The following is a 12230-nucleotide window of genomic DNA, read 5'->3' on the forward strand; positions in this document are numbered from 1 at the left end:
CGAATCCAAGAAGCTGTACTGCGTATATGTCGCGGTCGGCCAGAAGCGCTCGACCGTCGCGCAGCTCGTCAAGACGCTCGAAGAGAATGGCGCGATGGATTATTCCATCGTCGTCGCCGCGACCGCGTCCGAGCCGGCGCCGCTGCAGTTCCTCGCGCCCTATACCGGCACCGCGATGAGCGAGTATTTCCGTGACAACGGCATGCACGCGCTGATCGTGTTCGACGATCTGTCGAAGCAGGCCGTCGCCTATCGCCAGATGTCCTTGCTGCTCCGCCGTCCCCCGGGCCGTGAAGCGTATCCCGGCGACGTGTTCTATCTCCACTCGCGCCTGCTGGAGCGTGCGGCCAAGATGTCGGACGCGAACGGCGGCGGATCGCTCACCGCCCTGCCGATCATCGAGACGCAGGCGGGCGACGTGTCGGCCTACATCCCGACCAACGTGATCTCCATCACCGACGGCCAGATCTTCCTCGAGACCGACCTGTTCTTCGCGGGCATCCGCCCGGCGATCAACGTCGGGCTGTCGGTGAGCCGCGTCGGTTCGGCGGCGCAGACCAAGGCGATGAAGAAGGTGTCGGGCTCGATCAAGCTCGAGCTGGCGCAGTATCGCGAGATGGCGGCGTTCGCGCAGTTCGGCTCCGACCTCGACGCCTCGACCCAGCGCCTGCTGGCGCGCGGCGCGCGACTGACCGAGCTGTTGAAGCAGCCGCAGTTCAACCCGCTGCCGTTCGAGGAGCAGACCGCGTCGATCTTCGCCGGCACCAACGGCTATCTGGATGCGGTGCCGGTGCAGGACGTGACCCGCTATGAAGCGGCGATGCTCGCCGACCTGCGCGCGAACCATGCCGACGTGCTGACCGCGATCCGCGACAGCCGCGACCTGGGCGACGAGCCGAAGGGCAAGCTGAAGTCCGCGCTGGACAGCTTCGCGAAGACGTTTGCGTAAACACCTCCGTCACCCCGGCCTTGAGCCGGGGTCCAACTCTCTCAGGCGCAACGCTCGCGGTGAGATGGATGCCGGCTCAAGGCCGGCATGACGGAATAAGGAACAGGAATGGCATCCCTCAAGGCCCTCAAGATCCGCATCGGCTCGGTGAAGTCGACGCAGAAGATCACCAAGGCGATGAAGATGGTCGCCGCCGCCAAGCTGCGCCGTGCGCAGGACGCGGCGGTCGCCGGGCGCCCCTATGCCGAGCGGCTGGAAGGGGTCGTGTCGTCGCTCGCTTCGCGCGTGACGGTGAGCGAGAGCAGCCCCAAGCTGCTGGCCGGCACCGGCCGTGATCAGGTTCACCTGCTCGTCGTCGCCACCTCCGAGCGTGGCCTCGCGGGCGCGTTCAACACCAACATCGTCCGCGCCGCGCGCCGCCGTGCCGAGGAGCTGATCGGCCAGGGCAAGACGGTGAAGTTCTACCTCGCCGGCAAGAAGGGCCGCGTACTGCGCCGCTTCTACCCGAACGGCATCCTCCACGATGCCGACCAGTCCGGGATCAAGACCCCCGGCTTCGCCGACGCGCGCACGGTCGCCGAGGATCTCGTCCGCCGCTATGAAGCGGGCGAGTTCGACGTCGCGCAGCTGTTCTACGGCAAGTTCGTCTCGGCGCTTGTGCAGGAGCCGACCAGCCAGCAGATCATGCCGGTCGCGGTCGGCGCCGGCGGTGCGACCCCCGCGGCGGCCAACGACGCCGCGGTCGAGTACGAGCCCGACGAGGAGCAGATCCTGGCCGATCTCTTGCCCCGCAACGTCGCCATCCAGCTGTTCCGCGCGATGCAGGAGAACCAGGCGAGCTTCTTCGGCGCCCAGATGAACGCGATGGACAACGCCACCCGCAACGCCGGCGACATGATCAAGCGCCTCTCCATCCAGTACAACCGCACCCGCCAGGCCGCGATCACGACCGAGCTGGTCGAAATCATCTCGGGCGCCGAAGCGCTCTAAAGACACCGAAAGCAGGAAGCAGAACATGGCAACCCTCGCCGACGACATCCGCCCGGTCCAGGACACGGGCCGCACCAACAATATCGGCCGCATCGCGCAGGTGATCGGCGCGGTGGTGGACGTGCATTTCGACCAGAATCTGCCGGCGATCCTGTCGGCGCTCGAGACCGACAACAACGGCAACAAGCTGGTGCTGGAGGTCGCGCAGCATCTGGGCGAGAACACCGTGCGCACGATTGCGATGGACGCGACGGACGGGCTGACTCGCGGTCAGACGGTGCGCGACACCGGGTCGCAGATCACCGTGCCGGTCGGGCCGATGACGCTGGGCCGCATCCTCAACGTCGTCGGCGAGCCGATCGACGAACGCGGGCCGGTCAACACCACCCTGCGCGCGCCGATCCACGCGCAGGCGCCGGCGTTCATCGACCAGTCGACCGAGAGCGCGATCCTGGTCACCGGCATCAAGGTGATCGACCTGCTGGCGCCCTATGCGCGCGGCGGCAAGATCGGCCTGTTCGGCGGTGCCGGCGTCGGCAAGACGGTGCTGATCCAGGAGCTGATCAACAACATCGCAAAGGGCCATGGCGGCGTGTCGGTGTTCGCCGGCGTCGGCGAGCGCACCCGCGAGGGCAACGACCTGTATCACGAGTTCCTCGACGCAGGCGTCATCGCCAAAGACGCCGACGGCAACGCGACGCCGGAGGGCTCCAAGGTGGCGCTGGTGTTCGGCCAGATGAACGAGCCGCCCGGCGCGCGCGCCCGCGTCGCGCTGTCCGGCCTGACCATCGCGGAATATTTCCGCGATACCGAAGGTCAGGACGTGCTGTTCTTCGTCGACAACATCTTCCGCTTCACGCAGGCCGGCGCGGAAGTGTCGGCGCTGCTCGGCCGCATCCCATCGGCGGTGGGCTATCAGCCGACGCTGTCGACCGACATGGGTCAGTTGCAGGAGCGGATCACGTCGACCAACAAGGGTTCGATCACCTCGGTGCAGGCGATCTACGTCCCCGCCGACGATCTCACCGACCCGGCACCGGCGACTTCGTTCGCCCATCTGGACGCGACGACGACGCTGAGCCGCGCGATTTCGGAGCTGGGCATCTATCCGGCCGTCGACCCGCTCGATTCCACCAGCCGCGTGCTGGAGCCGCGCACGGTCGGCCAGGAGCATTACGAGACCGCGCGCGCGGTGCAGCAGACGTTGCAGCGTTACAAGTCGCTGCAGGACATCATCGCGATCCTGGGGATGGACGAGCTGTCCGAGGAGGACAAGCTGACCGTTACCCGCGCCCGCAAGATCCAGCGCTTCCTTAGCCAGCCCTTCCACGTCGCGGAGGTCTTCACCGGCATCCCCGGCAAGTTCGTGCAGATCGAGGACACGATCCGCTCGTTCAAGGCGGTGGTCAACGGCGAATACGACCACCTGCCCGAGAGCGCCTTCTACATGGTCGGCGGCATCGACGAGGCGGTCGCCAAGGCCGAGAAGATGGCGCAGGAGGCGTAGTTGCCTGCCTTCTCCCCTTGCGGGAGAAGGATAGCGTAGCTTGCCAGCTCGCTGGCTAGCGAAGCTTGGATGAGGGGTGGCAAGCCTTGGCTCGCGCGGCGCATCGCGCCGCACCCCTCACCCTTCCGCCGACTGCGTCGGCTCCCTCCCTCTCCCGCAAGGGGAGAGGGGAAGAGGAAAAAGAGATGCTCCACTTCGAACTCGTCACTCCCGAACGCCTGGTCCGCTCGGAAGAGGTGTACATGGTCACCGTGCCGGGCGCCGAAGGTGACTTCGGTGTGCTGGAGGGGCATGCGCCCGTCATGTCGACGATTCGTGACGGCGAGCTGCTCGTGTTCCGCACGCAAGGGTCCGCGCCCGATGCGGTGGCAATCCGGGGCGGCTTCGCGGAAGTTTCCGCGCGTGGCCTGACGGTGCTGGCCGAACAGGTCGGCTGAGCGTCCCCCTCCCGCTTGCGGGAGGGGCTAGGGGAGGGGTTGTTCCCCCGCCACTAAACTCGGGACATGCCTTCCGCCCACCCTTCCCGCAAGCGGGAGGGGAGTTCACCGTTGACTCGACTCCGCACCCTCGCCAAGGCTCACCCGCGTCGATGCGGGCTTGCCCGTATGGGCTTGCGCGGGAGAGTGCTCCTTTCAGGAGCCGCCGAAGGAGCAACCACCCCGGAATCTCTCAGGCACCAGGGACCGCGCCGGTCAACGACACTCTGGAAAGCGTCCGCCCGCGAGGGCAGGCCACCGAAGGTGTAAGCCCCGGCCTTTGGCCCGGGTCAAAGCTCTCAGGTTCCGTGACAGAGGGGGTTATCGGTCTGCAGCGGAACTTCGCCGCGGGCCGCCCTTTGGAGTGTGGCGATGAGCGAAGCGGTTCACAACGGTGCCAGCGACGATACCCACGCCCGTGGGCAGCATTTCCGCAACGATCCGGAGGAGGAGGGCGCAGAGCCCGCGATCCAGCAGCTGCCGCTCGACGCCTGGCACCGGGCGCGCGGCGGCCGCATGGTCGCGTTCGCCGGCTATGAGATGCCCGTCCAATATGAAGGCATCATGGCCGAGCATCTGTGGTGCCGCGAGCATGCCGGCCTGTTCGACGTCAGTCACATGGGCCAGCTGGTCTTCACCGGCGAGGAGGCGGACACCGCGCTGGAAGCGGTGCTGCCGGGCGACGTGAAGGGGCTCGCCGACGGCCGGATGCGCTATTCGCTGCTGTTGGGCGAGGGTGGAGGCATCCTCGACGACCTGATGGTCACCCGGCGCGGGGAGGAGCTGTACATGGTCGTCAACGGCGCGACCAAGTACGACGACATCGGCCACTTGCTCGACGCGCTGCCCGACAGCGTGACGATGAACCTCCAGGACGAGCAGGCGCTGCTGGCTTTGCAGGGACCAAAAGCGGTCGATGCGCTGTCCCGCCTCGTGCCCGGCGTCGCGGGCCTCGTGTTCATGACCGCCGGCGCGTTCGAGTGGAACGGCGCGCCGCTGTGGATCAGCCGCTCCGGCTATACCGGCGAGGACGGGTTCGAGATCTCGCTGCCCGCCGAGCACGCCGTTGCTTTCGCCGACGCACTGGCCGCCGAGTCGGAGGTCAAACCGATCGGGCTGGGCGCGCGCGACTCGCTGCGGCTGGAGGCGGGGCTGCCGCTGTACGGCCACGACCTCGACCCGGAGACGACGCCAGTGATGGCCGACCTCGGCTTCGCGCTCGCCAAGCGGCGGCGCGGGGCGAAGGATTTCCCGGGCGCCGAGCGCATCGTCATGGAGCGCGAGCAGGGCCCGATCGCCAAACGCGTCGGCCTGCTGGTCGAGGGCCGCCAGCCCGTGCGCGAGGGTGCCGGGGTCATCGACGAGGACGGCAGCGAGGTCGGTAAGGTGACCAGCGGCGGCTTCGCGCCAACGCTCGGGGCACCGATCGCAATGGCCTATGTCCCGCTCGCGCTGGCCGTGCCCGGCACCCGCGTCACGCTCGCCCAGCGCGGCAAGGTCCACCACGCGACCGTGACGCCGATGCCCTTCGTTCCCCACCGCTATGTCCGTGCAGGAGCCCCGAAATGAGCCGCTATTTCACGCAAGACCATGAATGGATCGATGTCGATGGCGACACCGGCACCGTCGGCATCTCCGAATATGCGCAGAGCCAGCTCGGCGATGTCGTCTTCGTCGACGTGCCGCTGGAGGGCCGCGAGCTGACCAAGGGCGACGAGGCGGCGACGGTTGAATCCGTCAAGGCCGCGTCCGACGTCTACTCACCGGCGTCCGGGACCGTGATCGAGGGCAATGCCGCGCTCGCCGACACGCCCGACCTGGTCAACGCGGACGCAGAAGGCGACGGTTGGTTCTATCGGATCACCCTCTCGGACCCCAGCGAGCTCGAGGAACTGATGGACGAGACCGCCTATGAGGCGTTCGTCGCCAAGCTCTAATCTGCTCCCCTCCCTGCAAGGGAGGGGCTGGGGGTGGGTCGATCCACGCGAGATGGTCGGCCCAGCTTCCACCCACCCCCGACCCCTCCCTTGCAGGGAGGGGAGGAGTCCATGATGCGCTACCTGCCCCTGACCGGCCACGATCGCGAGGATATGCTCGCCACAATCGGCGTCCCCTCGATCGACGAGCTGTTCGTCGACGTGCCGGAGGCCGCGCGCCTCGACGGTCCGATCCATGGGCTGCCGCTGCACGCCAGCGAGCTTGCCGTCGAGCGCCACATGACCGCGCTCGCCCGCAAGAACATGGTCGCGGGCGAGGTCCCGTTCTTCCTCGGCTGCGGCGCGTATCGCCATCATGTCCCCGCCAGCGTCGATCACCTGATCCAGCGCGGCGAGTTCCTGACCGCCTACACGCCCTATCAGCCCGAGATCGCGCAGGGCACGCTGCAGATGCTGTTCGAGTTCCAGACGCAGGTCGCGCGCCTGCTCGGGACCGACGTGGCGAACGCCAGCATGTATGATGGCTCGACCGCTTGCTGGGAGGCGATCGGCATGGCGCGGCGGATCACGCGGCGTGGCAAGGCGATCCTGTCGTCGGGGCTGCACCCGCATTACGTCCAGGTCGCCAAGACGATGGCTAAGTACACCGGCGATCAGCTCGACACCGCGACGCCCGCGCTGACCGCTGAGACCGATCACGACCGGCTACTCGCGGCGATCGACGACGACACCAGCTGCGTCGTCGTCCAGTACCCGGACATCCTTGGCCGCTTCGCCGACCTGCAACCGCTCGCCGACGCCTGCCATGCCAAAAAGGCGCTGCTGATCGCCGTGGTAACCGAGCCGGTCGCGATGGGCGCGCTCAAGGCGCCTGGCGAGATGGACGCCGATATTGTTGTCGGCGAGGGCCAGTCGATCGGCGTCGGACTGCAGTTCGGCGGCCCCTATGTCGGGCTGTTCGGTTGCAAGGAGAAGTACGTCCGTCAGATGCCCGGCCGGCTATGCGGGCAGACAGTGGACGCCGACGGGCGGCGCGGCTTCGTGCTGACGCTGTCCACCCGCGAGCAGCATATCCGCCGCGAGAAGGCGACCAGCAACATCTGCACCAACTCCGGCCTGTGTGCGCTGGCCTTCAGCATCCACATGACGCTGCTGGGAGAGGCGGGGCTGCGCCGGCTCGCCGGGCTGAACCATGCCGGCGCGGTGAGCGCGGCGGACCGGCTGGCGCAAGTGCCCGGCGTACGGCTGGTCAACGACACCTTCTTCAACGAATTCACGCTCGACCTGGGCCGCGAGGCACGGCCGATCGTGCGCGAGCTCGCCGACAAGGGCGTGTTAGCGGGCGTGTCGCTGGGGCGACTCTATCCGGGCGAGACGGCGCTGGAGAACGGGCTGGTGGTGGCGGTGACCGAGACCACCACGCCGGAGGATGTCGAGGCGCTGGCGACGGCGCTCGAGGAGGCGCTGGCGTGATGTGCCATTCCTCAGCCCCGGCTCCTGCATCTTCCCCGGCGAACGCCGGGGCCCAGTTGCCGCGCACCATCCAGCAGGGCGCAGACCTCTCCAACGCAGCAGCCCGAAACTGGGCCCCGGCGTTCGCCGGGGAAGACGTAATTCTGCAGGGAATTCACTGATGGCCATCAATCAGAGCGGCTGGCGCCCGGAGCGCCTCTCCACCGGCGACACGGCCGCCCCCACCTTCACCGGCAACAAGGCGCTGATGCTCGAGGAGCCGCTGATCTTCGAGATCGGCACCGAACGCACCACCGGCGTCGACTTCGCCGAGGGCGACGTCCACCACGACCGGCTCGGCGGCCTGACCCGCAAGACCCCGATCGGCCTGCCCGGCCTGTCGGAGCCGGAGACGGTGCGCCACTATACGCGCCTCAGCCGCGAAAATTATGCCATCGACCTCGGCCTGTTCCCGCTCGGCTCGTGCACCATGAAGCACAACCCCCGGCTCAACGAGCGCATGGCACGGCTGCCCGGCTTTGCCGACGTCCACCCGCTGCAGCCGGTCGATACCGTGCAGGGCGCGCTCGGCGTCATCAACGAGCTCGCGCATTGGCTGATCGCGCTGACCGGCATGCACGGCGTCGCGATGAGCCCCAAGGCGGGCGCGCATGGCGAGCTGTGCGGCATCCTGGCGATCAAGGCGGCGCTGGAGGCGCGCGGCGAGGGCCACCGCAAGGTCATCCTCGTCCCCGAGTCCGCGCACGGCACCAACCCCGCGACCGCCGCCTTCGCCGGCTTCAGCGTCGAGGACATTCCCGCGACGAAGGACGGCCGCGTCGACACCGACGCGCTGAAGGCGCGGCTCGGCCCGGATGTGGCGGGGGTGATGATCACCAATCCCAACACCTGCGGGCTGTTCGAGCGCGACATGAAGGCGATCAGCGACGCCGTCCACGCGGTCGGCGGCTATGTCTATTGCGACGGCGCCAACTTCAACGCCATCGTCGGCCGTGTGCGCCCGGGCGATCTCGGCATCGATGCGATGCACATCAACCTGCACAAGACCTTTTCCACCCCGCATGGCGGCGGCGGCCCCGGTTCCGGCCCGGTGGTGATGTCCGAGGCGCTGAGCCCGTTCGCGCCGCTCCCCTATACCGCGCGCACTCCGGACGGGCACATCCACCTGATCGAGGAGGAACGAGCCGAGGCGTTCTCGGAGGAGCACTTCGGCGGGGCGCTGCAAAGCTTCGGCCGCATGACCGCGTTTCACGGCCAGATGGGGATGTTCACCCGCGCGTTGACCTACATCCTCAGCCACGGCGCGGACGGCCTGCGGCAGGTGGCGGAGGACGCGGTGCTCAACGCCAATTACGTCCTGCGCTCGCTGGAGGATGTGCTCGACGCGCCGTTCGGCCATGCCGGGCCGTGCATGCACGAGGCGCTGTTCTCCGATGACGGCCTGCCGAACGGCTTCTCGACGATCGACATCGCCAAGGGGCTGATCGATGAGGGCTTTCACCCGATGACGGTGTATTTCCCGCTCGTCGTCCACGGCGCGATGCTGGTGGAGCCGACCGAGACCGAGTCCAAGGCGGCACTCGACCAGTTCATCGGCGCGCTCCGCTCTGTCGCGGAACGCGCCAAGGCGGGCGACGCCAGCCTGAAGACCGCACCGCACTTCGCGCCCAGGAGCCGCCTGGACGAGACGCTCGCGGCGCGTAAGCCGGTGCTGGTGTGGAAGGAGCCGGTGCCGGTGGCCGAGGCGGCGGAATAGCGCGATGTGGGACCAGCTGTTCGGCGTGACCAACCTGGCCGCGCTGGTCGGCTGGGCGGTGTTGCTGTTCGGCCCTGTGCGCTGGCGGCCGGTGATCCGCTACGCCGTCGTCGGCTTCCTGTGCGCCGTGTACGTCCTGCTGTTCACGGGGCTGCTGAGCGGCTGGCTCGATCCGGTGCGCGATGCACCCTCCCAGCCGTTCGTGTATTCGGTTGCTGGCCTGCGCGATCAGTTCGCCAGCGACGGCGGCATCGTCGTCGGCTGGACGCACTATCTGGCGTTCGACCTGTTCGTCGGCTGCTGGATCGCCGACAAGGCGGACGCGCGGGGGGTTGGACGGCTGGCGCAGGCGCCCGTGCTGCTGGCGACGTTCTTGGCCGGGCCGTTGGGGCTGCTGCTGTGGTTCGTGATCCAGCGAGCCCGGCCTGAACCTCGGGGCTGAATGTCCGCTAATGGTGGAAGCGGACGTTCGTTTAAGGTACCTGCATGCGCTCAATCGGATGAGAGGACCGCGTCAACCGCTCGACGCCACTCAGGCCACGTTTCCGGGTCGATCGGCATGCCCGAAGACCAACCTGTTCGGTCTAGATCAACTAGCAGATCGGTAATGCTCGCGCCGCTTGATCGTGACCGCCCCTCCAGGAAGGCGCGCACCGCGTCAAAAGCGGTAAGTTCATCGAGCGTACGAAGGTTCAAGCCGACCCAATCTGCTGCTGGATCTGCACCACGGGCGGCGTGAAGCCGCGCATGATCTGTGGTTTCGATCATACGTCGCCACGCGTTCAGGACGTCCTGCAGAAGACCGGCGACAACTTCGACCGGCACCAGTCCCTTGCCTTTTACCAGCCCCAGCGCGACGTGCGGACGCTTCTCCACGTCGGTGGTGATGTCCAGAATAATCCGATCGTCCGCAATCACCTCAATCGTGGAGTAAGGCCGATCAATGTCACCAAACAGCTGCAAGGAGAGCGGTCCCATAGGCTGCTCTTCCTAGAGCGCTGACGAACATTCGCAATGGGTCCGGCGAACGTTCGTTATTGGGCGTTAGCGGGCATTTGGCGGTGTTCTGCAACGCCAAAGCCGTGCCCGACCCCTGCCTTTTGAAGCAGGGCGGCCGCGCCTCACCCCACGCTCAACCCCACGTCGAGATTACCCCGCGTCGCGTTCGAATACGGGCACACCTCGTGTGCCGCCTGCATCAGCTTCTCGGCGTCGGCGCGGTCGACCCCGGGCAGCATCGCGGTCAGGTTGGCGGTGATGCCATAGCCGCCTTCTTCGCGCGGGCCGAAGCCGACCTCCGCCGTCACCGTCGCGTCGGCGGGCACCTTGACGCCGACCTTGCCGCTGACCGCCTTCATCGCGCCCAGGAAGCAGGCGGAATAGCCGGCCGCGAACAGCTTCTCCGGATTGGCGCCCGTGCCGCCGGGGCCGCCCATCTCCTTGGGCACCACCAGCTTGACGTCGACCGAGCCGTCGTCGGAGCGCGCCGCGCCGTCGCGCCCGCCGGTCGCGGTGGCGGTCGTCCTGTAGATCACGTTCACTGCCATGGGTCTTCTCCTGTCACTTCGCCGCCGGCGCTTCCTCCAGCAGCGGCCACTTGATGCCGAGCTGCTCGAGATAGGTGCCGTATTTGGCCGGGTCGTAATAGTAACGCGCTAGCGCCGGCTTGTGCCGCGCCATGATCTCGGCGTTGATCTCGGTCGCGGGGCGATCCGTCGCGGCGATCATCGGCACATATTTCTGCGTCTTCGTCTGCACGTCGGTGAAATAGGCCTTTGCCGCCGTGCGCAGCTGCGGCTTGGTGAAGAGGTCGAGCGTCGTCATCGCCACCACCTTGGCGCCCGCGACCACGCCCTTGTGCGCGATCGGCGTCGCCATCGCGATCGCGTTGGACCAGTTGTGGCCGGGCAGCTCGGGGATGTTGGCGGGATAGCCGATCGTGATCGTCGGCACGACCCAGCTCACGTCGCCGATATCGTCCGACCCGCCGCTCTTGGGCTCGTCGAGCGGCGCGGTCAGCTCCGACAGCTTGACCGCCAGGCCCTCGCGCTTCTCCGCGCCGACATTCCTCTGGACGATCTTCGCGAAGGCCTGCTCGTCCGCCGTCCACTTCGGCAGGCCGACGGCGCGGATGTTGGCGTAAGCCGCTTCCGCCATCGGCCGGTTAAAATGGCGCGGTGCCGCGGTGCCGAGGATGCGGCGGCTGACGGTGGTGCCGGTCATCGCCGCCGCGCCTTCGGCCATGCGGTTGCCGAGCGCGAAATTGTCGGCGATCCGCTTGAAGTCCTGCTCGCGGAAATAATACCAAACGGCGGCCTCGGACGGGACGACGTTGGGTTGGTCGCCGCCATCGGTGATGACATAGTGCGAACGCTGTTCGGTGCGCAGATGCTCGCGCTGCATGTTCCAGCCGGTGTTCATCAGCTCCACTGCGTCGAGCGCCGACTTGCCCCGCCACGGCGCGCCGGCGGAATGCGCGCTTTCGCCCTTGAAGCGATATTCGACCGAGACGAGCCCGGTGCCGGACGGGCGGCCCCAGCTGGTGCCGAGATTGTCGCCGACATGGGTGAAGATCACCGCGTCCACGTCCTTGAACACGCCGTCGCGGACCATGAACGCCTTGCCCGCGACCAGCTCCTCCGCAACGCCGGGCCAGAGCAGGATGGTGCCCGCGATGCCGGCGCGCTGCATCTGCTCCTTGACCGCGAGTGCGGCGACGATGTTGACCGCCTGGCCGCTGTTATGCCCCTCGCCATGACCAGGCCCGCCTTCGACCATCGGTTTGCGATAGGGGACGCCCGGCATCTGCGACGCTTTGGGGATGCCGTCGATGTCGCTGCCCAGCGCCACCACCGGTCCGCCCGTCTTGTTGGTCCAGCGCGCGGTCCAGCCGGTCGGCAGGCCGGCGACGTTGCGCTCGACGGTGAAGCCCTCGCGCTCCAGCAGCGCCGTCAGGTAGCGCGCGGTCTCATGCTCCTGAAAGCCGAGTTCGGCGAAGGAAAACAGGCTGTCGTTGATCTCCTGCGCCAGCTTGGCGCGCGCGTCGACGCCCGCGACGGCGCGGCCCTTCACGTCCTGAGCCGCCGCAGCCCCCGCCAGCAGCAGCGCCGCCAGTCCGATGATCCTTCGCATGATGCTCCCC

Annotated in this window: 12 protein-coding genes and 1 riboswitch; of the genes, 9 read left to right on the forward strand and 3 right to left on the reverse strand. The window is 67.6% G+C overall.

The features are described 5' to 3' along the window. The 9 genes from atpA to VFQ64_RS02250 all read left to right on the forward strand — a co-directional run. Window positions 1-949, forward strand: a 949-nt coding sequence (gene atpA / locus VFQ64_RS02210; RefSeq protein ID WP_325101670.1) for a F0F1 ATP synthase subunit alpha, incomplete at its 5' end; no start/stop codon positions are given. A 108-nt stretch (window positions 950-1057) separates the two neighbouring features. Further along, on the forward strand, window positions 1058-1939 hold the full coding sequence (locus tag VFQ64_RS02215) for a F0F1 ATP synthase subunit gamma (RefSeq protein ID WP_325101671.1): 882 nt from the start codon (window positions 1058-1060) through the stop codon (window positions 1937-1939). Between the two features lie 25 nt (window positions 1940-1964). Next, window positions 1965-3446, forward strand: a complete 1482-nt coding sequence (gene atpD, locus VFQ64_RS02220) for a F0F1 ATP synthase subunit beta (RefSeq protein WP_325101672.1) — start codon at window positions 1965-1967, stop codon at window positions 3444-3446. A gap of 185 nt (window positions 3447-3631) precedes the next feature. Continuing rightward, entirely contained in the window at window positions 3632-3883 is a 252-nt protein-coding gene (locus tag VFQ64_RS02225) for an ATP synthase F1 subunit epsilon (RefSeq protein WP_325101673.1), read from the forward strand. Between the two features lie 169 nt (window positions 3884-4052). After that, window positions 4053-4142: riboswitch (glycine riboswitch) on the forward strand. A gap of 152 nt (window positions 4143-4294) precedes the next feature. After that, window positions 4295-5491 carry a glycine cleavage system aminomethyltransferase GcvT gene (gcvT, locus tag VFQ64_RS02230; RefSeq protein ID WP_325101674.1) on the forward strand — a complete coding sequence of 399 codons (1197 nt, stop codon included), beginning with the start codon at window positions 4295-4297 and terminating at the stop codon, window positions 5489-5491. Beyond that, window positions 5488-5859, forward strand: a complete 372-nt coding sequence (gene gcvH / locus VFQ64_RS02235; protein ID WP_325101675.1) for a glycine cleavage system protein GcvH — start codon at window positions 5488-5490, stop codon at window positions 5857-5859. Before gcvT ends, gcvH begins: the two co-directional genes overlap by 4 nt. 114 nt (window positions 5860-5973) lie before the next feature. Beyond that, entirely contained in the window at window positions 5974-7332 is a 1359-nt protein-coding gene (gene gcvPA / locus VFQ64_RS02240; protein WP_325101676.1) for an aminomethyl-transferring glycine dehydrogenase subunit GcvPA, read from the forward strand. Window positions 7333-7492: 160 nt separating this feature from the next. Further along, a complete protein-coding gene (gene gcvPB, locus VFQ64_RS02245) occupies window positions 7493-9088 on the forward strand; it encodes an aminomethyl-transferring glycine dehydrogenase subunit GcvPB (protein WP_325101677.1) in 1596 nt (531 codons plus the stop codon). A gap of 4 nt (window positions 9089-9092) precedes the next feature. Beyond that, a complete protein-coding gene (locus VFQ64_RS02250) occupies window positions 9093-9530 on the forward strand; it encodes an ABA4-like family protein (RefSeq protein WP_325101678.1) in 438 nt (145 codons plus the stop codon). A gap of 50 nt (window positions 9531-9580) precedes the next feature. Here the strand turns inward: VFQ64_RS02250 and VFQ64_RS02255 are convergent, their stop codons facing one another. The 3 genes from VFQ64_RS02255 to VFQ64_RS02265 form a co-directional block, all read right to left on the reverse strand. Next, window positions 9581-10066 (reverse strand): hypothetical protein, encoded by a 486-nt coding sequence (locus VFQ64_RS02255; protein WP_325101679.1) that lies wholly within the window; start codon window positions 10064-10066, stop codon window positions 9581-9583. Between the two features lie 143 nt (window positions 10067-10209). After that, a complete protein-coding gene (locus VFQ64_RS02260; protein WP_325101680.1) occupies window positions 10210-10635 on the reverse strand; it encodes an organic hydroperoxide resistance protein in 426 nt (141 codons plus the stop codon). A 13-nt stretch (window positions 10636-10648) separates the two neighbouring features. Further along, window positions 10649-12220 (reverse strand): amidohydrolase, encoded by a 1572-nt coding sequence (locus tag VFQ64_RS02265; protein WP_325101681.1) that lies wholly within the window; start codon window positions 12218-12220, stop codon window positions 10649-10651. Window positions 12221-12230 lie beyond the last annotated feature (10 nt).

The organism is Sphingomonas sp. (genome assembly GCF_035714405.1).
Classification (GTDB): Bacteria; Pseudomonadota; Alphaproteobacteria; order Sphingomonadales; family Sphingomonadaceae; genus Sphingomonas.